The sequence below is a fragment of the Paracoccaceae bacterium Fryx2 genome (genome assembly GCA_032334235.1).
Lineage (GTDB): Bacteria > Pseudomonadota > Alphaproteobacteria > Rhodobacterales > Rhodobacteraceae > JAVSGI01.
In genome coordinates this window covers 2296886-2321549 of record JAVSGI010000005.1, presented here as the reverse complement: position 1 = coordinate 2321549, position 24664 = coordinate 2296886, and the positions used below count along the sequence as shown (strand labels likewise).

The following is a 24664-nucleotide window of genomic DNA, read 5'->3' as shown; positions in this document are numbered from 1 at the left end:
ATTTGATCGAAACGCCGCTAAACGCTGGCAGTCCTGCCGCTTTCATGCCATGATGTCTGGCATAAAGTCACGGTATTGCAGTCGGTTAGGCCCATTTGTGGTTAACGGGGCGACTGCCGGGTCAATGGTGTGGATCGGGGGTGTTGCCGTGTTGGGATTGCTGGGGTTGCTGGGGGCATGGTTCGCAGGGGTCGTGGCCGATACGGCCTTGAACCGGGCGAGCCCGGAAGGCGGCGAAGAAGCGGAGGATGCCCCGCCGGAAGATGCGGCTGGCGGGTCCGGCAGCGGCGGCAGCATGCTGGACTGGCTTGACGGGCACTGGGCCGGCGACGAATCCGCCGACCCGGGGCTGGAATTCGAAGACGACAACCCCGCCGTGTCCGACGACATTCCCGACCCCGAGGATGAACCGGTCCTCCTCGCGGGCGGCGCGGGCGATGACATTCTGACCGGCAGGGAAGCCGATGACACCCTGACCGGCGGGGCCGGGGCCGACCAGCTGGGCGGCCGTGGCGGCGATGACCTGATCGACGGTGGCGACGGCGATGACCAGCTGTTCGGCGGCGCAGGTTCCGACACGCTGGTGGGCGGTGCCGGCAGCGACGTGCTGCATGGCGAGGATGGCGACGACTGGCTGACCGGCAATGACGGCGATGACCGGCTTTTCGGCCATGAAGGGGCTGACCTGATCGACGGCGGCGCCGGGGCCGATGAACTGCTGGGCGGCGACGGCAACGACACGCTGATCGGTGGTGCGGGCGACGACTGGCTGACCGGCGGCTTTGGCGATGACATGCTGCTGGGCGGGACCGGCAGCGACACGCTCGATGGCGGTGACGGTGCTGACACGCTGGACAGCGGTGTGGCCGATGGTCAGATAGATTTCCTGAACGGCGGCGCCGGGAATGACAGGCTGGTGGCGGGCGACGGCGACCATGCGGCGGGCGGCGACGGGGCCGACCTCTTCGTGCTGAACGACTGGCTCGGAACGGGCGATTTCGCCCATATCCATGACTACGACGCAGCCGAGGACGAGATCATGGTGGTCTATGACCCGGCCGCGCATCCCGACCCGCAGATCACGCTGGAACCGGCAGGGGATGCCGAGGATGTCATGGTGCTGCTTGACGGGCTGCCGCTGGCGCTGGTGCAGGGCGGGGCGGGCCTGACCGCCGCAACGATCCGGCTGACGGCGGCGCTGCCGGTCTAGGGCCGGTCGGCCACGAAGAACGGCAGGAAGGTCGCAAGCACCGACTCGGGCGCTTCTTCCATGACGAAATGGCCCGACTCGCAGGCGGCATCGGTCACGGTTTCGGCCCAGCGCCGCCAGATGGCCGCCGGGTCGTCGGTGCGCGCCGGAAAGCCGTGCCGCCCCCACAGAAAGCACAGCGGGGCGGCGATGCGCCGGTTTTCGGCCCTGTCCTCCTCGTCGATCCGCCGGTCGGTGGTGGCCCCGGCGCGGTAGTCGGCGCACATCGCGGCGATCCGGGCCGGGTCTTGCGCCTGCTTGCGATAGGCCGCCAAGGCCTGCGCCGGAAAGGGTGCCAGCGTCTTCGACGCGGTCCAGCTTGCCAGCGTCCAGTCGACATAGGCTACCGGATCGGCGGTGATCATCCGTTCCGGCAGCGGGGCGGGCTGGGCAAGGAAGGTCCAGTGATAGGCGGCCATCGCCATCCGGGCGTTCCACGCAGCCCAGTATTCCGAGGTCGGCGCGATCTCGATGATGCCGACCCGGCTGACCCGGTCGGGGTGATCCAGCGCCAGCCGGTAGGTGACGCGCGCGCCCCGGTCATGGCCCAGCACCATCGCCCGGTCGATGCCCAGCGCATCCAGCAACCCGACGATGTCGCGCGCCATCTCGCGCTTGGAATAGGCGGTGTGGTCGGCATCGTCGGGCGGGGCATCGCTTTCGCCATAGCCGCGCAGGTCGGGGATGATGACGTGGAAACATTCGGCCAGCGCGGGGGCGACCCTGCTCCAGCACATGCCGTTCTGCGGATAGCCGTGCAGAAGCACCAGCGCCGCGCCGCGCCCGGCCTGCTGCACCGACAGGGTGATGCCGTTGGTCGCGACGGGCGTGCGGGTAAAGCCGGGGATCGTGGTCATGCGGTCCTGCCTTTCTCCAACAGGCTGCGGCAGGATGGCGCAGGATGCAAGCCCGTCATGCCCAGGGTTCGGGCTGGCGGTCATAGCCGATATACAGCGGATGGCGCGGCTGCCCGTCCTGGTTCAGCCCGAGGTGGTGCAGCGGCCGCCCCGTGGCGCGCAGCAGGCCCGCCACCGCCTGCCCCCGCCCCAGATGCGCGCCATGGGCACCCCAGGCGCAGAGGATCAAGTCGGCCCAGCCCGCGCTGCCGACGATTGCCGCGTCATTGCCCGGCCCGACCGGGTCTGCGGCGGCGCGCATCTTCTTTGGATCGGTGTCGCGCCAGGCGAAGATGTTGGTCACGCGGAAGGCCCCGAACCCCAGCGCCCGCGCCCGTCGTTCGCAGCGTTCCACCGTCGGGTCGTTCTGGAATTCGGTCGCGGTCGAGGGGTTGAGCATCACGAACAGCGCCCTGCGTCCTTGCGGCTCCCACGTCCGGGTCAGCAGGTAGCGATAGCGTTCGCAGTCGGAATAGACCGCGGTGGAGGGGGCGTCGCCCTTGATATGGGTACGGGTGATCATTCTGACCCTGCGGCGCGGGTTGAGAGGTGGGAGCCTCCGGCGGGGATATTTGGAAAAAGAAGAAAGGAAAAGAGCGCCATTCCTTGCCCATTTCACCTTGGTCCAAATATCCCGGGGGTCCGGGGGCTGGCCCCCGGTCTGTTGTCGGGCCGGGTTCAGTCGTTGAACACGCGGCTGGGGTGCAACTCGCCCGCCTTGTAGATGCCGACCGCGATGGCGCGGCCCTGATAGCTGGCCCAGGCCTCGTCGCCATATTCGGCGGTGGAGGCGATTACCATGCCGGGGTTGCCGTTGCGCAGGCGGGCGGCGCCTTCGGGGGTGGCGGGCAGTTCGGGCAGGTCGGTCAGGCCAAGCTCCAGCGGCAGGAGGTGGGCGTCGAGCGCCTCGGTCCGGGCCAGTTCCTCGATGGTTTCCAGGCTGATGCCCTTGTCGGCATCGAACGGGCCCGACCAGGTGCGGCGCAACTGCTGCACATGGCCAAGGCAGCCCAGCGCCTGCCCCAGATCGCGGGCGATGGCGCGGACGTAGCCGCCCTTGCCGCAGACCATTTCCAGTTCCGCATGGTCGGCATCGGGGCGCGCGATCAGCGTCAGGCTTTCGACCCACAGCGGGCGGGCGGCGATGTCGAAGGTCTCGCCGTCGCGCGCCAGATCATAGGCGCGCTCGCCGTCGATCTTGACGGCGGAAAACTGCGGCGGGGTCTGCATGATCTCGCCGCGGAAGGCGGCCAGTGCCGCCTCGATCTCGGCATCGGTGGGGCGGCTGGCGGAGGTGGCGATCACCAGACCCTCGGCGTCATCGGTGGTGGTCGCGGCGCCGAAGGTCACGGTGAAGCGGTAGCATTTCAGCGCGTCGGTGATGAAAGGAACGGTCTTGGTCGCCTCGCCCAGCGCCACGGCCAGCACGCCGGTGGCGGCGGGGTCGAGCGTGCCCGCGTGTCCTGCCTTCTGCGCCTCGAACGCCCAGCGCACCTTGTTGACGATGGCGGTGGAGGTGATGCCTGCGGGCTTGTCGACCACCAGCCAGCCCGATACCGCCCGGCCCTTGCGCTTGCGCCCCATGATGACCCCCGTTGCTGCGAAAGCCGCGTGCTATCGGCTGCGGCGGGGCGCGTCAACCGTCGGTCAGTTGGGCACAACCAGCCCGACGATCGGCCCCATCGGAAAGCCGATGTCGTTGCGGCGAAGCTCTGGCGCGTAAAGCCGCGAGATGCTGCCGTCGAAGTAGAGCGCGTTCGGCAGGGCCAGCCCGTCGCGGAACAGGCGGCCGAACTGGTGGAACGTCACCGCGCCCTGCGAGATGGCGAACACCGCGCGCCGCCCGTCGGCACTGACGCCGACGCCGTTGCGGACATAGCGCGAGTCGGAATCGACCAGAAAACGCGGGTGCAGCGCGCCGTCGATCACCAGCATCGGGCCGGACTGGCTGGCCTCGCGGCAGGCGGGCGGGTCGGCGGCGAAGCGGCGCGATTCGATCACGGCAAAGCGGTCGGTGACGCAGAACACGCCGTTGGGCAGCAGGCCGAAGTTGCCGGGGCCGGCCGCCGTGACCAGCCGTCCGCGCGCGGTGCCGCCCTCGACCAGCAGGCCGACCGGCGCGCGGTCGGGGTGATACATGCCGGCATTCATCGCAAAGCCGAGCCGTTTGCCGCGGGTCGCGAGTTCGGCGTCGATCCGGGCGAAGCTGCCGTAGGGCGTGCCATCGGGGGTGGTGTGGAACAGCGCCACGTCGCCAACCGCCGTGGTTTCGCACACAGTGTAGCCTTGCCCGTCATGCACCATGTCGCGGCAGCCATCGGCCTGCGCCAGTTGCGGCAGCAGGGCGACGGCCAGCGCGAACAGCGCCTTAAACCGCATCCCCGTCATCTTCCGGCTTGGCCGCGATGTCGCGCTGCACCGTCTCATCCGCGAACAGGCGGCGGGTTTCATCCAGCCGCGAAAAGGTCTCGTCGGGGCGGAAGCGCAGGTCGGGGGCGTATTTCAGCGTCATGTCCTTGGCGACACGGCGGCGCAGCTCGTATTTGTTGCGCACCAGCGCCGCGATGGCACCCTCGACATCGACGCCGCCCAGCGGCATCACATGCACGGTGGCGATCTTCAGGTCTGTCGACAGCCGCACCTCGCCCACGGTGATCGACATGCGGTTCAGGTCGGGATCGTGGATCTCGGCCCGGTTCAGCACATCGGACAACGTGCGGCGGATCATTTCACCGACGCGCAACTGGCGCAGGGCGGTGCTGGGGGAGGGGTTCTTTGCCATGGCGGCTATTTAGGGGGTTTCGGGCGTTCCTGCAACGGCGGGCTTTGCGCAGGCTTGCGGATGACGCTAAACGGGGCGGGAAATGGGGGAGAATGCCATGACCGATCTGCCGGGTATCGTGATCACGGGGGCCTCCGGCCGCATGGGGCAGATGCTGATCCGCACGGTTCTGGCGTCAGGCAAGGCGCGGCTGGTGGGCTGTGTCGAGCGGCCGGGCAACGCTTGGGTCGGCCGCGATGCGGGCGAGGCGATGGGCGGGGCGGCGATCGGCGTGCGGGTCACCGACGACCCGCTGGAGGCCTTTGCCCATGCGCAGGCCGTGATCGACTTCACCGCCCCCGAGGCGACGGTGGCCTTTGCGGGCCTCGCGGCGCAGGCGCGGGCGGTGCATGTGATCGGCACGACCGGGCTGGAGCCTGCACACCTGGAACGGATTTCATGGGCCGCGCACCACGCCGTGATCGTGCGGGCCGGGAACATGAGCCTTGGCGTCAACCTGCTGGTGCAGTTGACGAAAAAGGTGGCGCAGGCGCTGGATGCCGATTGGGATGTGGAGGTGGTCGAGGCGCATCACCGCAGGAAGGTCGATGCCCCTTCCGGCACGGCGCTGATGCTGGGGCAGGCGGCGGCCGAGGGGCGCGGCGTCGATCTGGCGGCGGTGCGCGAATCGGGCCGCGACGGCATCACCGGGCCGCGCGGGGCCGGGGCGATCGGGTTCTCGGCGATCCGGGGGGGGACATCGTGGGCGAGCATGACGTGATCTTCGCGGGCGAGGGCGAGCGCATCGTGCTGCGCCACATCGCCACCGACCGGGCGATATTCGCACGCGGGGCGTTGCGGGCGGCGCTGTGGGGGCAGGGGGCCAGGCCCGGCGAATATGACATGGTGGATGTGCTGGGGCTTTAGCGCAGTCACGGGGTTGTGTTACCCGCCGGGGCATCTGCCGCGCGCCGCGCTGCGTATCGTTTCGTCAAAGCGGTGGAGAGTGCCATGATCAGGGCGGGTGTTGCGGTGTGTCTGTGCCTGTTGCTGCCAGCGCCGGTGGCGGCGGACGGCTTTGCCCCCGTGCGCGAACGGGCTGATTTCGTCCGGCTGGTGTCCGGCAAGGCGCTGACGCAGTTCGGGATCAGCCTGACGGTGACGCCAGAGGGCGGAATATCGGGGCGTGCGTTCGGGCGGCCGGTCACCGGGGCATGGAACTGGGCGGGCGGGTATTTCTGCCGCGAGATGGCGTTCGGCAGCCGCTTGCTGGCGCAGAATTGTCAGGTGGTGCAGCGCAAGGGCGACACGCTGCGCTTCATCGCGGATGAAGGTCGGGGCGATACGGCCGACCTGAAACTGCGCTAGGGTCAGAAGTCGATGGCGAGGCCCTTCTTTTCCCAGTCGCCATAGCGCACCGGGTCGGGCCCGTTGCGGCCGCCAAGCTCCCTGGGAAGCGCCTCTGCGGCGGTCTTGCGGCGTTCCTCGGCTTCGGCCAGGGCGCGCAGGGCGGCGGGCGGCAGGTCTGGTTCGGGCATCGGGGCTTTCCTTGTGCAGCGGTGCCCCATGATATACGCCGCGCCTGATCGGGAACAAGGTGGGGCGGGGAATGGCGGGCGAAGGGCTGGCGGCACGGATGGCGGCGGTGGCACTGCTGGATGCGGTGCTGGACGAGGGCGCGATGCTGTCGCAACTGCTGGCCGAGCCGCAGGGGCCGCTGGCCGGGCTGACGCCATCGGACCGGGCGCGGGCGCAGCGGCTGGCGCTGGCGGTGCTGCGGCATCTGGAACAGGCCGACCGGGTGCTGGCACCGCATCTGCGCAAGGAACCGCCGGAAACCGTGCGCAACGTGCTGCGGCTGGCGGTGGTGGAACTTGCGGTCGAACATGCGGCACCGCATGGCGTGGTGAATGCGGCGGTCGATCAGGTGCGGCGCGGGCGGCGGACGGTGCATTTCGCCGGGCTGGTGAACGCGGTGCTGCGCAAGCTGGGCGACGGGGCCGGGCTGTTCGCGGGCCTGCCCCCGCAGCGGATGCCGTTCTGGCTGCGCAAGCCGCTGGTCGATGCATACGGGCGCGAGGCGGTGGTGGCGATGGAGGCCGTGCAGGCGCAGGTGCCGCCGGTCGATCTGACGCTGCGGGGCGATGGCGTGGAGATTCCGGGGGCGGTGCCGTTGCCGACCGGTAGCCTGCGGATGGCGGGGGCGGGGCAGGTCTCTGCCCTGCCGGGGTTTGCCGAGGGCGCGTGGTGGGTGCAGGACGCCGCCGCGGCGCTGGCGGTGAAGCTCTTGGCCCCGGTGGCGGGCGAGCGGGTGCTGGACCTGTGCGCCGCGCCGGGCGGCAAGGCGCTGCAACTGGCGGCGGCGGGGGCATCTGTCACCGCGCTCGACATCTCGGGCCCGCGTCTGGCGCTGCTGCGGGAAAATCTGGCGCGGACCGGTCTGGCCGCCGAAATCGTGGTGGCCGACGCGCTGGTTTGGGAACCGGAGGCGGCATTCGACGCCATCCTGCTCGATGCGCCCTGTTCGGCGACCGGAACGATAAGGCGGCACCCCGATCTGCCGTTCATCAAGGACGGCAGCGATCTGGCGGTGCTGGTCGAGCTTCAGGCGCGGCTGATCGACCGGGCGCTGGGCTGGCTGCGCCCCGGCGGGCGGCTGGTGTTCTGCACCTGCTCGCTGCTGCCCGCCGAGGGCGAGGCGCAGCTTGATGCGGCCTTGCGGCGGCATCCGGGGCTGGTGGTGGACCGGCCTGCGCTTGCCGGGGTGGAGCCGGGCTGGGTGACGGCGGCGGGCGGGTTGCGGCTGCGGCCGGACTACTGGGCGGACCGCGGCGGGATGGACGGGTTCTTCATCGCCCGGCTGCGGGTTGGCGGGGAAGGCTGAGCCTCCGGCGGGGATACTTCAGCCAAGATGAATGGCAAGGGGCGGCGGGGCGTTTTGCGGTGACAGTATGCCGCGCCGCCGTTATGGTCCGGGCCAACGACCCCGAACCGGGCGAAGGCGGGGCTCAGCAAGCGAGGCAGGACGGGCGTGACCCATGGCGAGGGGTTAGAGGCGCGGCGGACGCGGTTCATGAACCGGCTGGAAGCGCGCCGGTCTGCCTTTGCACGGCCCGCGACCGGGTTCATCAGCCAGCCCGAGCCGCGCAGCATCGGCCTGTTTTCCCGGGGCAAGCAGTTGATCGCCGGGAATTTCATGTTCGCGGGCACGCTGATCGAGGCGCCGGGTGCATCACCCTGGGATCTGGCGCTGACCGACGCGGCGGGGGCGGCCGAGGCGCATGGCTTCGGCTGGCTCGATGATCTGGCTGCGGTGGGCGACGGCGCGGCGCGGACGCGGGCGCAGGGGTGGACGCGCGACTGGGTCGCGCGCTTCGGGCGTGGCACCGGGCCGGGCTGGACGCCCGATCTGACCGGACGGCGGCTGATCCGCTGGATCAACCATGCGATCTTCCTGCTGAACGGGCGCGAGCGGGACGAGGCGCTGGCCTTCTACGGCACGCTGTCGCGCCAGACGGTGTTCCTGTCGCGGCGCTGGAAAGGGGCGGCCCCCGGCCTGCCGCGCTTCGAGGCGCTGACAGGGCTGATCCATGCCGGGCTGGCGCTGACCGGGATGGAGGGGCGCATCGGCCCGGCCGTGGCGGCGCTGGCGCGGGAATGTGCTGCCGAGATCGACGTGGCCGGGGGCCTGCCGACCCGCAACCCCGAGGGGTTGCTGGAGGTTTTCACCCTGCTGACCTGGGCCGCGCAGGCGCTGGGCGAGGCCGGGCGGCGGGTGCCCGAGGCACATATGGCGGCGATCGAGCGCATCGCGCCAACGCTGCGGGCACTGCGCCATGCCGATGGCGGGCTGGCGCGGTTTCACGGCGGCGGGCGCGGGCTGGAGGGGCGGCTGGATCATGCGCTGTCCCATGCCGGGGTCAGGGCGCTGGTGGCCTCGGGGCTGGCGATGGGGTTCGCGCGGATGTCGGGCGGGCGCACCTCGGTCATCGTCGATGCCGAGGCGCCGCCGGGCGGGCGGGCCGGTGCGTTGGCCCATGCCTCGACGCTGGCGTTCGAGCTGACCTCGGGGCGGCGGCCGCTGATCGTGTGCTGCGGGTCGGGTGCGCCCTTCGGGCCGGAGTGGCACCGGGCGGGGCGGGCGACGCCGTCGCATTCGACGCTGGCAATCGAGGGGTTCTCGTCGTCGCGCCTTGGTGCGGGGGCGTCGCGCGATGTGCTGGTGGACCGGGCGCGGGTGATCGTGGCGCGACCATCTGCCGGAGGGGGCGGCACGCAGTGGAACCTGGCGCACGACGGCTGGTCCCCGACCCACGGGCTGACCCATGCCCGCGACCTGATGCTGGCCGCCGACGGGCGCAAGCTGGTGGGGGTGGACCGGCTGTCAGCCGTAAGCCCGGCCGAGCGGCACCGCTTCGAGGCGGTGATGACCCGAACAAAACTGGCCGGGGTGCGCTTTGCCATAAGGTTTCATCTGCACCCCGATGTCGATGCCGCGCTCGACATGGGCGGGGCCGCGGTGTCGCTTGCCTTGAAAAGCGGCGAAATCTGGGTGTTCCGGCATGACGGCGCGGGCATATTGACGCTGGACCCTTCGGTTTACCTGGAAAAGGGCCGTCTGAAGCCGCGCGCGACGCGGCAGATCGTGCTGAGCGGCGTCGTGCAGGACTTTGAGGCGCGGATCGGCTGGACCTTGGCGAAAGCACAGGATACTCCGCTGGCCATTCGCGACCTTGACCGGGATGATGCCCCATTCCGCGCCTGATCTGGAGAATTTGCCCATGACGAACCTTGTGCCCATCGGCCGCGCGCTTCTGTCGGTCTCTGACAAATCGGGATTGCTGGATCTGGCGCGTGCGCTGGCGGCGGCGGGGGTCGAGTTGATCTCCACCGGCGGCACCGCGCACACGCTGCGCACGGCGGGCCTGCGGGTGAAGGACGTGTCGCAGGTGACCGGGTTTCCCGAGATGATGGATGGCCGCGTCAAGACGCTGCACCCGATGGTGCATGGCGGCCTGCTGGCGCTGCGCGATGACGACGAACATCTGCTGGCGATGGCCGCGCATGGCATCGAGCCGATCGACCTGCTGGTGGTCAACCTCTATCCGTTCGAGGCGACGGTGGCGCGCGGCGGCTCTTACGACGACTGCATCGAGAACATCGACATCGGCGGCCCGGCGATGATCCGGGCGGCGGCCAAGAACCACCGCTTCGTCAACGTGGTCACCGACCCGGCGGATTATCCCGCACTGCTGGCCGAAATGGCGGCGCGGCAGGGGGCAACGACGCTGGCCTTCCGCCAGAAGCTGGCGCTTTCCGCCTATGGCCGCACGGCCGCCTATGATGCGGCGGTGTCGACCTGGATGGCCGATGCGCTGAAGGAACCCGCGCCGCGCAGGCGGGCATTTGCGGGCACCCTGGCGCAGAGCCTGCGCTACGGCGAGAACCCGCATCAGGGGGCGGCGTTCTATCTGGATGGCTCGGGGCGCACCGGGGTTGCCACAGCGAAGCAGTGGCAGGGCAAGGAGCTTTCCTACAACAACATCAACGACACCGATGCCGCCTTCGAGCTTGTGGCCGAGTTCGATCCGGCCGAGGGGCCGGCCTGTGTCATCGTCAAGCACGCCAACCCCTGCGGCGTGGCGCGGGGGGCGACGCTGGCCGAAGCCTATGCCCGGGCGCATGACTGCGACCGGACCTCGGCCTTCGGCGGAATCGTCGCGCTGAACATGGCGCTGGACGGGCCGACCGCCGAACTGATCGCGGAAATCTTCACCGAAGTGGTGATCGCCCCCGGCGCGGATGCCGCGGCGATGGCGGTCTTTGCCCGCAAGAAGAACCTGCGGCTGCTGACCACCACCGGGCTGCCCGACCCCAAGTCGGGCGGGCTGGCCTTCCGGCAGGTGGCGGGCGGCTTTCTGGTGCAGGACCGCGACAACGGCCATGTCGCGGCCAGCGACCTGAAGGTGGTGACGAAACGCGCGCCAACCGAGGCGGAAATGGCCGACCTGCTGTTTGCCTGGACGGTGGCCAAGCATGTGAAGTCGAATGCCATCGTCTATGTCAAGGACGGCGCGACCGTCGGCGTCGGCGCCGGGCAGATGAGCCGGGTCGACAGCACCCGCATCGCCGCCCGCAAGAGCCAGGACATGGCCGAGGTGCTGGGCCTGCCCCAACCCCTGACCCACGGCGCGGTGGTGGCGTCGGATGCGTTCTTCCCCTTTGCCGACGGGCTGCTGGCGGCGGCCGAGGCCGGGGCCACGGCGATCATCCAGCCCGGCGGCTCGATGCGCGACGACGAGGTGATTGCGGCCGCCGATGCGGCGGGGCTGGCGATGGTCTTCACCGGCCAGCGCCATTTCCGGCACTGACATGCGGCGGGTCGCGATCACGGCGGTGGTGGTCTTCCTGCTGGATCAGGTCAGCAAGTTGGCGGTGGTCTGGGGGCTTGGCCTTGCAACGCGGGGCCAGATCGACGTGTGGCCGCCCTACCTTACCTTCCGCATGGCGTGGAACCGGGGGGTGAACTTCGGGCTGTTCGCGTCGGGGTCCGAGGTGGTGCGCTGGGTGCTGATCGCCGTGGCGCTTGGCATATCGGTCTGGGTCTGGCGCTGGGTGGCGCAGGGGCAGGCGTCGCGGCTGGTGCAGGTTTCGGCCGGGCTGCTGATCGGGGGCGCGCTGGGCAATGTGGTGGACCGCGTGGTCTACGGCTTTCTGGCGGGCAAGGTCGAGGGAGTGCCGTTCGGCGCTGTGGCCGATTTCCTCAACATGTCGTGCTGCGGCTTCGAGAATCCCTATGCCTTCAACGTGGCCGACATCGCGATCTTCGTCGGTGCCGTCGGGCTGGTGCTGTTTGCCGACAGCGGGAAGACGCCTGGCAAAGGGGGGCGCGCGCCGCGCAGAAAGACCCCGTGACGCGCCCCGGGCTTTGCGCTAAAGACGGGATGTAAGGCTGAAGGAGGCAAAAGAATGCGGGCATCACGGGGGGCCTTGGCGGTCGCGTCACTGGCGATGATCGCGCTGGGGGCCTGTTCCTCGGGGGATCCCAAGCTGATGCACCTGCGGTCTGCGACCCAGGGGCCGGACGAGTTCGGCATCCTGCCGCCAAAGGCGCTGGAATTGCCCGCAAACATGACCGACCTGCCGACACCCACGCCGGGCGGGGCCAGCCGCACCGACCCCACGCCGTTCGACGATGCCATCGTGGCGCTGGGCGGCAAGCCGCAGGCCGGGCGCGGCATGGCGGCCGCGGATGGTGCGGTCGTGGCAGCAGCTTCGCGCTATGGCCGTGCGGCGGATATCCGGTCGGTGCTGGCGGCGGAAGATCTGGAATACCGGCGCAGGAATGACGGGCGGCTGCTGGAGCGGCTGTTCAACGTGAACGTCTACTTCAAGGCCTATGCGCCGATGTCGCTGGACCAGCACGCCGAGCTTGAACGCTGGCGCCGTGCGGGGGCGGGCAACCCCTCGGCCCCGCCACCGGTGACGAACTAGGCCCATCACAAGGCCGTTGGCCGGGCTTGATCTGCCGGGACGGGCGGTTAGTTTCGACTGATCTCTGGCGGAGGAATTCCATGGCATTGCGCAGGCTTGGCCTATGCACCCTGACGGCCTTCGCGCTGTCGCAGGCAGCGTTTGCCGATACGGTGACCGATTTCACCCTGTCCAACGGGCTAGAGGTCGTGGTGATCGAGGATCACCGCGCACCAGTGGTGGTGCATATGGTGTGGTATCGCGTCGGCGCGGCCGATGAACCGGCCGGCCATTCCGGCATCGCGCATTTTCTGGAACACCTGATGTTCAAGGGCACCGACGATCTGGCGCCGGGCGAGCTTTCCGCCACGGTCGAGGCGCAGGGCGGCAGCGACAACGCCTTCACCTCGTGGGATTACACCGCCTATTTCCAGCGCGTCGCTGCCGACCGGCTCGACCTGATGATGTCGCTTGAGGCCGAACGGATGCGCGATCTGGAACTGCTGGAAAGCGACGTTGCGACCGAGCGCGACGTGATCCTGGAAGAACGCAGCCAGCGCACCGACAACGACCCCGGCGCCCTGCTGGGCGAGCAGGTGCGGGCGGCGCAGTTCCTGAACCATCCCTACGGCACCCCGATTATCGGCTGGCGGCACGAGATGGAGAAGCTGTCGCGCGACGATGCGCTGGCCTTCTACCAGACCTTCTATGCGCCCAACAACGCCGTGCTGGTGGTGGCGGGCGACGTGACTCCCGACGCGGTGCGCGCCATGGCCGAGACGCATTACGGCCCGTTGGAGCCGACCCCCGGCCTTGCCCCCCGCCAGCGCCCGACCGAGCCGCCGCAACTGGCGGAACGGCGGCTGGAGATGGCCGATGCCCGGGTGGCGCAGCCCTATGTCTACCGCAGCTATCTGGCGCCGCAGCGCAAGGCGGGCGCGCAGGATCAGGCGGCGGCGCTGACCTTCCTTGCCGAACTGCTCGGCGGGTCGGGGACGACCTCGGTGCTTGCCAGGGCGCTGCAGTTCGGTGACGCGAAAGCCATTTTCACCTCTGCGTCCTATGACGGCACGGCGCTGGACCAATCGACCTTCGGGCTGGCCATCGTGCCGGTGCCGGGGGTGTCGTTGCAAGAGGCCGAAGATGCGATGGATGCGGTGATCGCGCAGTTCCTGAAGGACGGCGTCGACCCGGCGGCCTTCGCCCGCATCAAGTCGCAACTCACCGCCTCGGAAATCTATGCCCGCGATGACGTGAACCGGCTGGCCCGCCGCTATGGCGAGGCATTGACCACCGGGCTGACGGTGGAGGATGTGCAGGCCTGGCCCGACGTGCTGCAGGCGGTGACGCCCGAGGACGTGATGGCGGCGGCGAAAGACGTGCTGCAGCGGCGCAACGCCGTGACCGCCTGGCTGACGAAGGAAGAAGAGGTGGGGCAATGATGCTGCGTCTGGCGTTCGCGCTGATCTGTCTGGCGCTGCCCCTGCGGGCGGAAGTGCCAATCCAGTCCGTCACCTCGCCCGGCGGCATCACGGCCTGGCTGGTCGAGGCGCACGAGATTCCCTTTGCCGCGCTGGAGATCCGCTTTCGCGGCGGCACATCGCTCGATGCGCCGGGCAAGCGCGGCGCGGTGAACCTGATGACCGCGCTGCTGGAGGAAGGCGCCGACGATCTGGACGCGCAGGGCTTTGCCGAGGCGCGCGACGATCTGGCCGCCGATTTCCGCTTTCGCGCCAGCACCGACGCGCTTTCGGTTTCAACCCGGATGCTGACCGAAAACCGCGACAAGGCGGTGGAATTGCTGCGCTCCGCCCTGCTGACCCCGCGCTTCGACCCCGATGCGCTGGAGCGGGTGCGCGGGCAGGTGCTGTCGGGCATCCGGTCCGATGCGAAAGACCCGCAGGCGCTGGCGGGGCAGGTGTTCGATGCGGCGGCTTTTGGGGCGCACCCCTACGGCAGTTCGGGCGACGGCTCGCTGGAATCGGTCGCAGCCCTGACCCGCGACGATATCCTCGCGGCCTACAAGGGTGCGCTGGTGCGCGATCAGCTTTATGTGGCGGCGGTGGGCGACATCACGGCCGAAGATCTGGGGCTGCTGCTGGACCGGCTGCTGGGCGATCTGCCCGCCAGCGGCGCTGCGCTGCCCGGTCGGGCCGAGTGGCAACTGGGCGGCGGCGTGACGGTGCAGGATTTCCCGACGCCGCAATCGGTCGTGGTGTTCGGGCATCAGGGCATCGAGCGCGACGATCCCGACTTCTTCGCCGCCTTCATCCTGAACGAGATCCTGGGCGGCGGCCGCTTCTCGGCCCGCCTGATGACCGAGGTGCGCGAGAAGCGCGGGCTGACCTATGGCGTATCGACCTATCTTGCGCCAATGGACCATGCCGAAACGATGATGGGTCAGTTTTCGGCCGACAACGCCAAGGCCGCCGAGGCCATCGGCATCGTGCAGGCCGAATGGGCGAAGCTTGCCACCGAAGGCGTGACCGAGGCGGAACTGGCCGCGACCAAGACCTATCTCACCGGGTCTTACCCGCTGCGCTTCGATGGCAACGGGCCGATTGCCAACATCCTTGTGGGGATGCAGATGCAAGGTCTGTCGATCGACTATGCCACCACCCGCAACGCGCAGATCGAGGCGGTGACGCTGGACGATGTGGCGCGGGTGGCCAAGCGGCTGCTCTTGCCCGAGAGCCTGCATTTCGTGGTGGTGGGCCAGCCGACCGGGCTTGAGCCGGGCAACTGACGCCACCCAAGCCTGTGGCCGAATCTGTCGGGCCATGCTAGCAATGGTGGCATGATGCTTGATGCCCCCAAGATAAGCCCCGAACGCCCGGTGATCCGGCAACTTGACGAGGCCGCGATCAACCGGATCGCGGCGGGCGAGGTGGTCGAACGCCCGGCCTCTGCCGTCAAGGAACTGGTGGAAAACGCGCTGGATGCCGGGGCTTCGCGGATCGCCGTCGATTATGCCGATGGCGGCAAGACGCTGATCCGGGTGACAGATGACGGCTGCGGCATGACGCCCGACGACCTGCCGCTGGCGCTGGCCAGGCACGCCACGTCGAAGATCGACGGATCGGACCTTCTGAACATCCACAGCTTCGGCTTTCGCGGCGAGGCGCTGCCCAGCCTTGGCGCGGTGGGACGGCTGGTGCTGACTTCGCGCGCCGCCGGGGCCGAGGCTGCAAGCCTTGCCGTTTCCGGCGGGCGGATGGACCCGGTGCGCCCGGCGGCGCTGACGCGCGGCACGGTGGTCGAGTTGCGCGACCTGTTCTACGCCACCCCCGCCCGGCTGAAGTTCATGCGCTCCGACCGGGCCGAGGCGCAGGCGATTGCCGATGTGGTCAAGCGGCTGGCGATGGCCGAACCGCACGCGGGCTTCACCCTGCGCGACGTGTCTGGCGGCGAGGCGCGGGTGGTGTTTCGCGCCGACCCCGGGCAGGGCGATTTCTTCGACGCGCTGCACGGGCGGCTGTCGGTGGTGCTGGGGGCCGATTTCGCGCAGAATGCGCTGCGGATCGACGCCGAACATGACGGGCTGCGGCTGACCGGCTATGCGGCACTGCCGACCTATTCGCGCGGGTCTTCGGTGGCGCAGTTCCTGTTTGTCAATGGCCGCCCGGTGCTGGACCGGATGCTGTTCGGTGCCCTGCGCGCCGCCTACATGGACGTGCTGAGCCGCGACCGGCATCCGGCGGCGGTGCTGAACCTGATCTGCCCGGGCGAACGGGTCGACGTGAACGTGCATCCGGCGAAATCGGAAGTGCGGTTCCGCGAACCGGCGCTGGCGCGCGGGCTGATCGTGTCGGCCTTGCGGCAGGCATTGGCGCAGGCGGGACACCGCGCCTCCACCACCGTGGCGGGCGAGACGCTGGCGGCGTTCCAGCCCGAGGCGCGGGTCTATCAGATGGACCGGCCGTCGGGCGCCGCGCTGACGCGGGCGTTCCAGTTTCAGGCGCCGCTGGCGACCGGCTTTGCCGAAGCGTCGGCACGCGTGGAGCCTGTGCTGGCGGAAGATACCGCCCGGCCACTGGGGGCAGCCCGGGCGCAGATTCACGAGAACTACATCATCGCCCAGACCGAGCGCGGCATGGTGATCGTCGATCAGCACGCGGCCCACGAACGGCTGGTCTATGAACGCCTGAAGCGGCAGCGCGACGGGGCGGGCATCGCGGCGCAGGCGCTGCTGATCCCGGAAATCGTCGAGCTTTCGCCGCTGGAGGCCGCAAGGCTGCTGGAAATGGCAGAGCCGCTGAAGGCGCTGGGGCTGGTGATCGAACCCTTCGGCGGCGGGGCGGTGGCGGTGCGTGAAACCCCGGCGATCCTCGGCCGGATCGACGCTGCCGCCCTGCTGCGCGACGTTCTGGATGATCTGGACGATCTGGGCGACAGCCAGCGGGTGCAGGCGCGGATGGACGCGGTGCTAAGCCGGATGGCCTGCCACGGCTCCGTCCGCTCGGGCCGCCAGATGCGTGCCGAGGAGATGAACGCCCTGTTGCGCGAGATGGAGGATACCCCGCTGTCGGGCCAGTGCAACCACGGGCGGCCGACCTACGTCGAACTGCAACTGGCCGATATCGAACGGCTGTTCGGCCGCCGATGATCCGGGTCGGGGCATGGGAACTTGCGTGGGATGACCCGCTGATGCTGGGCACGGGCGGCGTGCTTGCCGTTCTGGTGCTGCTGCTCTTGCTGATCCTGCGCGCGGCGGGGCGGACCCATGCCCCCCTGATGCAGGAGCTTGGCTGGCTGGGCCAGCGGGTGCAGATGCTGTCGGATGGGCAGGAACGGCTGGCGGGCGGGCTGCACCATGTCTCGGAAACCCAGGCGGTCAGCCAGGGCGCGATGTTGCAGGTGATGGAGCAGCGGCTGGCCGAAGTGCAGCGCGCGATGGGCGAAAGCCTGCAAGGCTCTTCGCTGCGCACCGCCCGCAGTCTGGGCGACCTGCAGCAACGGCTGGAAACCATCGACCGCGCGCAGGCCAATATCGAGAAACTCTCGGGCAACGTGCTGAGCCTGCAGGACATCCTGTCGAACAAGCAGACGCGCGGGGCGTTTGGCGAGATTCAGTTGCACGACATCGTGCAGAAGGCGCTGCCGACCGATGCCTACACGATGCAGGCCACGCTTTCCAACGGCAGGCGGGCCGATTGTCTTGTGCACCTGCCCAACCCGCCGGGGCCGATTGCCATCGACGCCAAGTTTCCGCTGGAAGCCTACGAGGCGCTGCGCCGCGCCGAAAATCAAAGCCAGACCATCGAGGCACAGCGCATGATGAAGATCGCGGTGCGCAGCCATATCCGCGCCATTGCCGAAAGGTATGTGATCGAGGGCGAGACGGCGGACGGGGCGCTGATGTTCCTGCCCTCGGAAGCCGTCTATGCCGAGTTGCACGGCAACTTTCCCGAACTGGTGCGCGAAGGCTTTGCGCTGAAGGTCTGGATCGTGTCGCCCACCACCTGCATGGCGACGCTGAACACCATGCGCGCCGTGCTGAAAGATGCGCGGATGCGCGAGCAGGCCGGGGCGATAAGGCGCGAACTGGGCGAGCTTTACCGCGATCTGGAACGGCTGGATGGGCGGGTCGAAAGCCTGGACCGCCATTTCGGCCAGGCGGTGCGCGACATCGAGGACATCAAGATTTCGCGCGACAAGGCGGCGCGGCGGGCGCGTCGGCTGGACAATTTCGACTTCGAGGAACTTGCGCAGGGCGATGGTGTTCCGGCCATCGCCAAGGCGGCCGAATGAGGCATCTGACGCCTGCCGGATACCGGGTGATGCCCTGGGCCAACGGGCGCGGACAGACGGTCGAGCTTTGGCGCGAAGACGGGCCGGACGGGATGCTGTGGCGGCTGTCGCTGGCGACGGTGGCCGAGGACGGGCCGTTCTCGCTGCTTCCGGGGGTGGAGCGAAACCTCACGGTGATCGACGGGCCGGGTTTCGATCTTGTGGGGGCGCTGCACCTGCGCGCCGACCCGCTGCGCCCGGTGGCCTTTCCCGGCGATGTGGTGCTGGCGGCCATGGGGGTTACGGCCGCATCGCAGGATTTCAACGTCATGACGGCGCGCCGCCTGCCCTTGCCACGGGTGTGCGTCGTGCAGGACGGGATGGCCGAACCGGCGGGCGGTCTGTTGTGCCTTTTCGCGATGGCCCCGGCCCTGGTGGCGGGGCGGGCGCTGGGGCGGCACGATCTGGTGATGACCCGCACAGAGGTGCGGGTCACGGGGCGCGTGCTTGCGGTTGGCCTTGCGGTCTAGATCCGGAAGCAGGGCTGTCAGATCCGGAAGAACGGCTGGGCCAGACGCGGCATCAGACGGCTGAAGCGCAGCGGCGCGTCGGTGGCGGCAAGGCAGATGCAGTCAACATCGCCCTCGGCCACCGGCTGATGGTTCAGGTCTTCGTCGGCAATCTCCAGATCGCCGGGGCCGAAACGGTCGGTGGTGTCGCTGAACGCGCCTTGCAGCACCAGCGTCAGTTCGGTGCCGCGGTGGCCGTGGTCGGGCACCGACTCTCCGGCCGGGATATACAGCAGGCGCGCCGAGGCGGTGCTGTCGGTCGGCAGGATCGCCTGCCGCACCCCAAGCCCCAGCGGGCGCCACTTCACCGCCGAAAGATCGCCGCCGATGTAGTCGGCCAAGGGTGCGGGAAACAGGCCACGGCGCTGCGGCTTGCGCAGGGTCGGCGGCTTGCGGTCAAGCCGGGCCAGCGTGGCGGCAAGGCTGCCATCCGACAGCCCGACCCCGGTTCCGTCGTCGATCACCGCGCCGCCCAGCGCCTCGAACGCGCCCAGACGCGCCCGGCAGTCGTCGCAGAGCGAGACATGGGTGGCCAGAACAAGCCCGAAAGCCTCGGGCAGCGTGCCTGCGGCATAGGCCATCAGCAGGGAGTCGGATATGTGGTGGCGAATCGTCATGCGGAGCCTCAACTCATCTGGTGGCGCAAACGTTCCAGCGCCAGTCTGATACGTGATTTAATGGTGCCCAGCGGCAACCCGGTTTCGGCGGCGATCTCGGAATGGGAGAGATCACCATAATAGGCACGCTCGATCAGGGCGCGCTGCTTGTCGGGCAGCAGCGCCAGCGCCGCCCCGAGTCGGGCGCTTTCCTGCGCAAGTTCCAGCGCATCCTGCTGGTCTGGTTCGGCCTCGGGGCCCCAGGGCAGATCTTCCGGTTCGGGCCTGCGCGACTTGCGCAATGCGTCGATCCGGCGATTTCGGGCGATCGTGAACACCCATGTCGCGACCGAGGCGCGCGACGGGTCGAAAAGATGCGCCTTCTGCCACAGCGTCGCCATCACGTCCTGCGCGCATTCTTCGGCCAGCGCGGCACTGGCACCCGATTTCATCAGGAACCCCTTCACCCGCGGCGCGAAATGCCGGAAAAGGGCGGCAAACGCGGCCTTGTCCTGATTGTCGCGCACGCGCAACAGCATTTCCGCCCAATCGGTTTCCGCTGAAGACTTGCCTTCGGATCCTGTCACGACAGGCCCACCCCTTTGATGCCACATTGACATGGCAGCCATAGCATAGGCTTGCCCGTGGAGCGGCGCATCAGGTTTTTCCATGAAGGTGTGATCCAGCATCATGGACAATTTACGCCGCAGAGTGACATCTGGATCAACTGCGACAAAAGGAAAGTTGTCGCGCCGGGCGTGATCCGCCTTTATGCGTCTTGCGTATCCCTTCAAAGTACAGGAGTTGCCTTCATATGTCTTTTGACATGCCAAACCATGCGTCCCGGCGCGTTGCCGTCATCGGGGCCGGTATCTCCGGCATGGCGGCGGCCTGGCAACTGGCGACCGATCATGCTGTGGTGCTGTTCGAGTCCGAGGCGCGGCTGGGCGGCCATGCCCGCACCGTGCTGGCAGGCAAGCGCGGCGATCAGCCGGTCGATACCGGTTTCATCGTGTTCAACCATGTGAACTACCCCCATCTGGTCGGCCTGTTCGACAGGCTGGGCGTGCCGACCGTGAAAAGCGACATGAGCTTTGGCGCCTCGATCGACGGCGGGCGTCTGGAATACAGCTTCAAGTCGCTGAACACCATCTTCGCGCAGCGGCGCAACATCGTGAACCCGCGCTTTCTGGGGATGCTGCGCGACGTGCTGCGCTTCAACGCCCGCGCCCGGCAGGCGGCGCAGAACCCCGGCCTGACGGTTGGCGAGCTGCTGCGCGATCTGGGCACCGGCGACTGCTTCCGCGATTGTTACATCCTGCCGCTGTCGGGGGCGATCTGGTCCACACCGACGCAGGGCATCCTCGATTTCCCGGCGCAGGCGCTGATCACCTTTTTCGACAACCACGCACTGCTGAGCCATACCGGCCAGCATCAGTGGTATACCGTGCAGGGCGGGTCGATCGAATACGTCCGGCGGATGCAGGCGGCGATGGTGGCGCAGGGCGTCGAGATCCGCACCGCGACCCCGGTTGCCGCCGTGCGCCGCCTTGAAACCGGCGTCGAGGTCCGCGCTGCGGGCGGCGAATGGGAGGCGTTCGACGAGGTTATCTTTGCCACCCATTCCGACGTGACGCTGCGGTTGCTGGCCGACCCGACGCCGCAGGAACAGGCGGCGCTGGGCGCGGCGCGGTATCAGGAGAACCAGGCGGTGCTGCATTCGGATACCGCGATCATGCCGAAACTGAAAGCGGCCTGGGCAAGCTGGGTCTATGTCGAACCCGAGGGGCCGCCGCCCGCGCGGATCGACCTGACCTACTGGATGAACTCGCTGCAACCGATCCCGCAGGATGACCCGCTGTTCGTCACGCTGAACTCGAACCGCCCGATCCGCGAAGACAAGATCCATGACGTGGTGACCTTTCACCACCCGGTCTACGATCTGGCGGCGCAAGGCGCTCGCGAGGCGGTGCGGGGCTTCAACGGCGCGCGCAGCACCTGGTTCTGCGGCGCCTGGATGCGCGACGGCTTCCACGAGGACGGCTTTGCCAGCGCCGTCGACGTGGTCACCGCGATGCGCGCCCGCAGCGGGGTTGTGGCATGAGCGCGGTCGAGCATGTCCGGGGCGAGACCTGGCACGGCCGCAAGGGGGCGGTGACCAACACCTTCCGTTACAGTGTCGATTATGTGCTGCTCGACCCCGAAGACGCCGCCGGGCCATCGCTGTTTTCGATGAATCGGGGCAATCTGACCTCGCTTCACGATAGCGATCATGGCGGGCTGCGGGGGCAGGGGCGGGGCGTGCAATGGGTGCGCGACGTCCTGGCGGCGCATGATCTGCCGCCCCCGGCGCAGGTGCTGCTGCTGGCACAGCCGCGCGTGCTGGGGCATGTGTTCAACCCGGTCAGCTTCTGGCTGTGCCATGACGAGGCGGGCGCCCTGCGGTCGGTGATCGCCGAGGTGACCAACACCTTCGGCGACCGCCATTCCTACCTGTGCCACCTGCCCAACCATGCCCCGATCACGCGCGAAGACACGCTGGCGGCCACCAAGCTGATGCATGTTTCGCCGTTCCAGCCGATCGAGGGCGGCTATACCTTCCGCTTCGACATCCGGCCCGACCGGGTCGGGGTCTGGATCGACTATTCCAACGGCGAGGGCGGCTTGATGGCAACGCTGACCGGCACGCGCCGTCCGCTGACCAACATGGCGATCCTGCGCGCCTGCCTGCGGCGGCCGTTCGGGTCGCGCCGGGTGCTGGCGCTGATTCACTGGCAGGCGCTGAAGCTGGCGATCAAGGGCGCGCGCTACCGCAGCCGCCCGGTGCCGCCGCTGGACGAAGTGTCCAAGTGACGGTCCGGGCCCCGCTGCTGCCCTGGGCGCTGTTTGCGGCGCTGATCGCGGCGGCGGGGCTGCCGATCTACATCCATGCGCCCAAGGTTTATGTCGATGACCATGGCGTGTCGCTGGCATCCTTGGGTGCCGTGCTGTTCGCGCTGCGGCTGATCGACGTGGTGCAGGACCCGGCGCTGGGCTGGCTGGCCGAGGCGACGCGCGCCCGGCGCGGGGCGATGGTGGCGGGGGCGGTGGCGCTGATGGCGGGGGCGATGCTGGCTCTGTTCACGCCGGTGCCGCCGATCGCGCCGCTGGCCTGGTTCGCGCTGACGCTGATCGTGCTGTTTTCGGCGTTTTCCTTCCTGACCATTACCTTTTATGCCGAAGGCGTGGCCAAGGCCGCCACGCTGGGCCCGGGCGGGCACATGCGGCTGGCGGGCTGGCGCGAGGGCGGGGCGCTTCTGGGCGTCTCGCTTGCCGCCGTGGCGCCGGTGGCGCTGGCGGCAGCGACCGACCGGCCGTTTGCCGCCTTTGCACTGGGCTTTGCCGGGGTCGCGCTGGTGGCGGCGGTGGCGATGCGCCGCGAGTGGCGCGGGGCCGCCGCGCCGACCTTCGGCTTTGGCGTCGTGCTGCGCGACCCGGTGGCGCGGCGGCTGCTGTTTCTGGCGCTGGTCAATGCGGCACCCGTTGCGGTGACCTCGACGCTGTTCCTGTTCTATGTCGAAAGTCGGCTGGTGGCGCCCGGGCTTGAGGGCCCGCTGCTGCTGCTGTTCTTCCTGTCGGCTGCGGCTTCGGCGCCGCTGTGGGGCCGGGCGGCCACCCGGTTCGGTGCCAAGGCGGTGCTGATGGCCGGCATGGTGCTGGCGGTCGCGGCATTCGCCTTCACCGCGACGCTGGGTGCGGGGGACGTGGTGCCCTTCGCGCTGATCTGTGCCGCCTCGGGGGCGGCGCTGGGGGCCGACATGACGCTGCTGCCCGCGATCTTTGCCCGCCATCTGGCGCGGCAGGGGGCGCCGCCGGCCGCTGCCTTCGGGCTGTGGTCCTTCGCGTCGAAACTGGCGCTGGCCTTTGCCGCCGTGGCGGCGCTGCCGCTGCTGCAGGCGCGCGGCTTCACCCCCGGCGCCGCCAACCCCGAATCCGCCCTTGCCACACTGACGATGCTTTACGCCCTGCTGCCCTGCGCCCTGAAACTGCTGGCCATCGCGCTGTTGGCCCGCACCCCGGTTCCGGAGACCTGATACATGTCGCATATCCTCGTCCTTGCCCTTGGCATGGCGCTGACGCTTTTCCTGCTGGCGCTTTCGGCGCGCAGCATCGGCTTCCTGTCGCAAAAGCCCGCCGATTTCGCGGGCAAGGCGCCGCGTTTTGACCTGCGCGCCCATCTGAACGGCCCGATCCTGTGCGAAGGCGTGATCTACGGGCCGCTGGGCCGCGTTGCCTCGCGCTTCGTGGCGACGATGGAGGGGCGCTGGGAAGGCAACACCGGCACCCTGAGCGAGCATTTCCGCTATGACAGCGGCGCCACGCAAGACCGCTGCTGGACGCTGCGCCTTGGCAACGACGGTGCGGTGCAGGCCGAGGCACCCGATCTGGTCGGCGCCGGCACCGGGCAGGCCGAAGGTCCGGCCCTGCGCCTGCGCTACCGCATCCGGCTGGAGCCGAACGCGGGCGGGCATGTGCTGGATGTCACCGACTGGATGTATCTGATGGAAAACGGCACGATCATGAACCGCAGCCAGTTCCGCAAGTTCGGCATCAAGGTGGCCGAACTGGTGGCGACGATGCGGCCGGTCGCGGCAGGAACGGAGGCGACGGCATGACCCGCTACACAGGAAAACGCTACTGGCTGGTGGGCGCTTCGGAAGGGCTGGGGCTGGCGCTGGCGCAGAAACTGAGTGCGGCGGGGGCAGAGCTGATCCTGTCGGCCCGGTCGGCCGAGGGGCTGGCGGCGGCGGTGGCCACGCTGCCCGGCCAGGCGCGGGCGGTGACGGTCGACGTGGCCGACAGCGCCTCGGTCCGCGCGGCGGCGGCGGAACTGGGCGAGATTGACGGGGTGGTGTTTCTGGCCGGCGTCTACTGGCCGATGACGGCGCAGGAGTGGGACGCCGACAAGGTCGAGGCGATGTGCGACGTGAACTTCACCGGCTGCGCCCGGGTGGTCGGCGCCGTGCTGCCCGGCATGGTGGCGCGGGGGCGCGGCCATGTCGTCATCACCGGGTCGCTGTCGGGCTTTCGCGGCCTGCCCGGCGCGGTGGGCTATGCCGCAGCCAAGGCGGGCACCATGGTGCTGGCCGAAACCCTTTACGCCGATCTGCGCGGCAGCGGTATCAGGGTGCAGCTTGCCAACCCCGGCTTCATCCGCACCCGCCTGACCGACAAGAACGATTTCACCATGCCCCAGATCATGGAACCCGCCACCGCCGCCGCCCACATGCTGCGGCTGATGGACAGCGAGCGGTTTTCGTCCAGCTTTCCGGTTCCTTTCGCCTGGCTGTTCCGCGTGGCGCAGATCCTGCCAGACTGGGCCTATTACCGGATCTTCGCGTCGAAATAGC

General features: G+C 68.9%; 25 protein-coding genes and 1 pseudogene. 18 read left to right on the top strand and 8 right to left on the bottom strand.

All coding sequences use genetic code 11. The features are described from left to right. Positions 1–148 precede the first annotated feature (148 nt). Positions 149–1210, top strand: coding sequence for a calcium-binding protein (locus tag RNZ50_20480; GenBank protein ID MDT8857370.1), 1062 nt, complete (start codon positions 149–151; stop codon positions 1208–1210). On the opposite strand, the gene RNZ50_20475 is transcribed toward RNZ50_20480, so the two are convergent. The 5 genes from RNZ50_20475 to rbfA form a co-directional block, all read right to left on the bottom strand. Continuing rightward, positions 1207–2106, bottom strand: coding sequence for an alpha/beta hydrolase (locus RNZ50_20475; GenBank protein MDT8857369.1), 900 nt, complete (start codon positions 2104–2106; stop codon positions 1207–1209). The genes RNZ50_20480 and RNZ50_20475 overlap by 4 nt on opposite strands. 55 nt (positions 2107–2161) lie before the next feature. Further along, positions 2162–2668, bottom strand: a complete 507-nt coding sequence (locus tag RNZ50_20470; protein MDT8857368.1) for a DUF1643 domain-containing protein — start codon at positions 2666–2668, stop codon at positions 2162–2164. Between the two features lie 155 nt (positions 2669–2823). Continuing rightward, on the bottom strand, positions 2824–3729 hold the full coding sequence (truB, locus tag RNZ50_20465) for a tRNA pseudouridine(55) synthase TruB (protein MDT8857367.1): 906 nt from the start codon (positions 3727–3729) through the stop codon (positions 2824–2826). A 63-nt stretch (positions 3730–3792) separates the two neighbouring features. Further along, positions 3793–4524, bottom strand: a complete 732-nt coding sequence (locus RNZ50_20460) for a phosphodiester glycosidase family protein (GenBank protein ID MDT8857366.1) — start codon at positions 4522–4524, stop codon at positions 3793–3795. Beyond that, positions 4514–4927, bottom strand: coding sequence for a 30S ribosome-binding factor RbfA (gene rbfA / locus RNZ50_20455; GenBank protein MDT8857365.1), 414 nt, complete (start codon positions 4925–4927; stop codon positions 4514–4516). Before rbfA ends, RNZ50_20460 begins: the two co-directional genes overlap by 11 nt. Before the next feature lie 97 nt (positions 4928–5024). Here rbfA and dapB point away from each other — a divergent pair. Both dapB and RNZ50_20445 read left to right on the top strand, forming a co-directional pair. Beyond that, positions 5025–5833: pseudogene (gene dapB, locus RNZ50_20450) on the top strand (4-hydroxy-tetrahydrodipicolinate reductase). An 84-nt stretch (positions 5834–5917) separates the two neighbouring features. Further along, positions 5918–6274 (top strand): dihydrodipicolinate reductase, encoded by a 357-nt coding sequence (locus RNZ50_20445; protein ID MDT8857364.1) that lies wholly within the window; start codon positions 5918–5920, stop codon positions 6272–6274. 2 nt (positions 6275–6276) lie between these two features. On the opposite strand, the gene RNZ50_20440 is transcribed toward RNZ50_20445, so the two are convergent. Further along, positions 6277–6444: a DUF1674 domain-containing protein gene (locus RNZ50_20440; protein MDT8857363.1), complete on the bottom strand. Its 168-nt coding sequence runs from the start codon at positions 6442–6444 to the stop codon at positions 6277–6279. Positions 6445–6515: 71 nt separating this feature from the next. Between RNZ50_20440 and RNZ50_20435 the strand changes: the two genes are divergently transcribed. The 10 genes from RNZ50_20435 to RNZ50_20390 all read left to right on the top strand — a co-directional run bounded on the left by RNZ50_20435 (position 6516) and on the right by RNZ50_20390 (position 18639). Then, the gene (locus RNZ50_20435; protein MDT8857362.1) at positions 6516–7790 is read left to right on the top strand and encodes a transcription antitermination factor NusB; all 1275 of its coding nucleotides are present in this window, start codon (positions 6516–6518) and stop codon (positions 7788–7790) included. Between the two features lie 189 nt (positions 7791–7979). Then, positions 7980–9671 (top strand): heparinase II/III family protein, encoded by a 1692-nt coding sequence (locus RNZ50_20430; protein MDT8857361.1) that lies wholly within the window; start codon positions 7980–7982, stop codon positions 9669–9671. Between the two features lie 16 nt (positions 9672–9687). Further along, positions 9688–11277, top strand: a complete 1590-nt coding sequence (gene purH, locus RNZ50_20425) for a bifunctional phosphoribosylaminoimidazolecarboxamide formyltransferase/IMP cyclohydrolase (GenBank protein MDT8857360.1) — start codon at positions 9688–9690, stop codon at positions 11275–11277. A 1-nt stretch (position 11278) separates the two neighbouring features. Then, a complete protein-coding gene (locus RNZ50_20420; GenBank protein MDT8857359.1) occupies positions 11279–11821 on the top strand; it encodes a signal peptidase II in 543 nt (180 codons plus the stop codon). 54 nt (positions 11822–11875) lie between these two features. Beyond that, positions 11876–12400 (top strand): DUF3035 domain-containing protein, encoded by a 525-nt coding sequence (locus RNZ50_20415; protein MDT8857358.1) that lies wholly within the window; start codon positions 11876–11878, stop codon positions 12398–12400. Positions 12401–12480: 80 nt separating this feature from the next. Then, positions 12481–13821, top strand: coding sequence for a pitrilysin family protein (locus RNZ50_20410; protein ID MDT8857357.1), 1341 nt, complete (start codon positions 12481–12483; stop codon positions 13819–13821). Beyond that, entirely contained in the window at positions 13818–15125 is a 1308-nt protein-coding gene (locus RNZ50_20405; GenBank protein ID MDT8857356.1) for a pitrilysin family protein, read from the top strand. Before RNZ50_20410 ends, RNZ50_20405 begins: the two co-directional genes overlap by 4 nt. Positions 15126–15176: 51 nt before the next feature. After that, positions 15177–16985: a DNA mismatch repair endonuclease MutL gene (mutL, locus tag RNZ50_20400; protein ID MDT8857355.1), complete on the top strand. Its 1809-nt coding sequence runs from the start codon at positions 15177–15179 to the stop codon at positions 16983–16985. Then, positions 16982–18130 (top strand): DNA recombination protein RmuC, encoded by a 1149-nt coding sequence (gene rmuC, locus RNZ50_20395; protein ID MDT8857354.1) that lies wholly within the window; start codon positions 16982–16984, stop codon positions 18128–18130. Before mutL ends, rmuC begins: the two co-directional genes overlap by 4 nt. Then, entirely contained in the window at positions 18127–18639 is a 513-nt protein-coding gene (locus tag RNZ50_20390; protein ID MDT8857353.1) for a HutD family protein, read from the top strand. The genes rmuC and RNZ50_20390 overlap by 4 nt, the downstream gene beginning before the upstream one ends. Positions 18640–18656: 17 nt before the next feature. Here RNZ50_20390 and RNZ50_20385 read toward each other — a convergent pair whose 3' ends face one another. Continuing rightward, positions 18657–19295: a ChrR family anti-sigma-E factor gene (locus RNZ50_20385; GenBank protein ID MDT8857352.1), complete on the bottom strand. Its 639-nt coding sequence runs from the start codon at positions 19293–19295 to the stop codon at positions 18657–18659. An 8-nt stretch (positions 19296–19303) separates the two neighbouring features. Continuing rightward, the gene (locus tag RNZ50_20380; GenBank protein ID MDT8857351.1) at positions 19304–19888 is read right to left on the bottom strand and encodes a sigma-70 family RNA polymerase sigma factor; all 585 of its coding nucleotides are present in this window, start codon (positions 19886–19888) and stop codon (positions 19304–19306) included. A 200-nt stretch (positions 19889–20088) separates the two neighbouring features. On the opposite strand from RNZ50_20380, the gene RNZ50_20375 reads away from it, so the two are divergent. The 5 genes from RNZ50_20375 to RNZ50_20355 are packed head-to-tail and all read left to right on the top strand — an operon-like array spanning position 20089 to position 24663. Further along, complete coding sequence (locus RNZ50_20375; protein MDT8857350.1) at positions 20089–21378, top strand: FAD-dependent oxidoreductase; 1290 nt, start codon at positions 20089–20091, stop codon at positions 21376–21378. Next, positions 21375–22127: a DUF1365 domain-containing protein gene (locus RNZ50_20370; protein ID MDT8857349.1), complete on the top strand. Its 753-nt coding sequence runs from the start codon at positions 21375–21377 to the stop codon at positions 22125–22127. Before RNZ50_20375 ends, RNZ50_20370 begins: the two co-directional genes overlap by 4 nt. Next, on the top strand, positions 22124–23347 hold the full coding sequence (locus RNZ50_20365) for an MFS transporter (GenBank protein ID MDT8857348.1): 1224 nt from the start codon (positions 22124–22126) through the stop codon (positions 23345–23347). The genes RNZ50_20370 and RNZ50_20365 overlap by 4 nt, the downstream gene beginning before the upstream one ends. A 3-nt stretch (positions 23348–23350) precedes the next feature. Then, entirely contained in the window at positions 23351–23929 is a 579-nt protein-coding gene (locus tag RNZ50_20360; protein MDT8857347.1) for a DUF3833 domain-containing protein, read from the top strand. Then, positions 23926–24663, top strand: coding sequence for an SDR family NAD(P)-dependent oxidoreductase (locus RNZ50_20355; protein MDT8857346.1), 738 nt, complete (start codon positions 23926–23928; stop codon positions 24661–24663). The genes RNZ50_20360 and RNZ50_20355 overlap by 4 nt, the downstream gene beginning before the upstream one ends. Position 24664: the final 1 nt, after the last annotated feature.

Bases quoted from the DNA above. Each gene is read 5' to 3' on its own strand.
- mutL (MDT8857355.1), top strand. From the start codon at position 15,177: ATGATGCTTGATGCCCCCAAGATAAGCCCCGAACGCCCGGTGATCCGG.
- RNZ50_20475 (MDT8857369.1), bottom strand. From the start codon at position 2,106: ATGACCACGATCCCCGGCTTTACCCGCACGCCCGTCGCGACCAACGGC.
- RNZ50_20355 (MDT8857346.1), top strand. From the start codon at position 23,926: ATGACCCGCTACACAGGAAAACGCTACTGGCTGGTGGGCGCTTCGGAA.
- RNZ50_20375 (MDT8857350.1), top strand. From the start codon at position 20,089: ATGTCTTTTGACATGCCAAACCATGCGTCCCGGCGCGTTGCCGTCATC.
- RNZ50_20380 (MDT8857351.1), bottom strand. From the start codon at position 19,888: ATGTGGCATCAAAGGGGTGGGCCTGTCGTGACAGGATCCGAAGGCAAG.
- RNZ50_20445 (MDT8857364.1), top strand. From the start codon at position 5,918: ATGATCAGGGCGGGTGTTGCGGTGTGTCTGTGCCTGTTGCTGCCAGCG.
- RNZ50_20385 (MDT8857352.1), bottom strand. From the start codon at position 19,295: ATGACGATTCGCCACCACATATCCGACTCCCTGCTGATGGCCTATGCC.
- RNZ50_20435 (MDT8857362.1), top strand. From the start codon at position 6,516: ATGGCGGGCGAAGGGCTGGCGGCACGGATGGCGGCGGTGGCACTGCTG.
- RNZ50_20390 (MDT8857353.1), top strand. From the start codon at position 18,127: ATGAGGCATCTGACGCCTGCCGGATACCGGGTGATGCCCTGGGCCAAC.
- truB (MDT8857367.1), bottom strand. From the start codon at position 3,729: ATGGGGCGCAAGCGCAAGGGCCGGGCGGTATCGGGCTGGCTGGTGGTC.
- purH (MDT8857360.1), top strand. From the start codon at position 9,688: ATGACGAACCTTGTGCCCATCGGCCGCGCGCTTCTGTCGGTCTCTGAC.
- RNZ50_20430 (MDT8857361.1), top strand. From the start codon at position 7,980: ATGAACCGGCTGGAAGCGCGCCGGTCTGCCTTTGCACGGCCCGCGACC.
- RNZ50_20360 (MDT8857347.1), top strand. From the start codon at position 23,351: ATGTCGCATATCCTCGTCCTTGCCCTTGGCATGGCGCTGACGCTTTTC.
- RNZ50_20370 (MDT8857349.1), top strand. From the start codon at position 21,375: ATGAGCGCGGTCGAGCATGTCCGGGGCGAGACCTGGCACGGCCGCAAG.
- RNZ50_20415 (MDT8857358.1), top strand. From the start codon at position 11,876: ATGCGGGCATCACGGGGGGCCTTGGCGGTCGCGTCACTGGCGATGATC.
- RNZ50_20460 (MDT8857366.1), bottom strand. From the start codon at position 4,524: ATGCGGTTTAAGGCGCTGTTCGCGCTGGCCGTCGCCCTGCTGCCGCAA.
- RNZ50_20440 (MDT8857363.1), bottom strand. From the start codon at position 6,444: ATGCCCGAACCAGACCTGCCGCCCGCCGCCCTGCGCGCCCTGGCCGAA.
- rmuC (MDT8857354.1), top strand. From the start codon at position 16,982: ATGATCCGGGTCGGGGCATGGGAACTTGCGTGGGATGACCCGCTGATG.
- RNZ50_20470 (MDT8857368.1), bottom strand. From the start codon at position 2,668: ATGATCACCCGTACCCATATCAAGGGCGACGCCCCCTCCACCGCGGTC.
- RNZ50_20405 (MDT8857356.1), top strand. From the start codon at position 13,818: ATGATGCTGCGTCTGGCGTTCGCGCTGATCTGTCTGGCGCTGCCCCTG.
- rbfA (MDT8857365.1), bottom strand. From the start codon at position 4,927: ATGGCAAAGAACCCCTCCCCCAGCACCGCCCTGCGCCAGTTGCGCGTC.
- RNZ50_20420 (MDT8857359.1), top strand. From the start codon at position 11,279: ATGCGGCGGGTCGCGATCACGGCGGTGGTGGTCTTCCTGCTGGATCAG.
- RNZ50_20410 (MDT8857357.1), top strand. From the start codon at position 12,481: ATGGCATTGCGCAGGCTTGGCCTATGCACCCTGACGGCCTTCGCGCTG.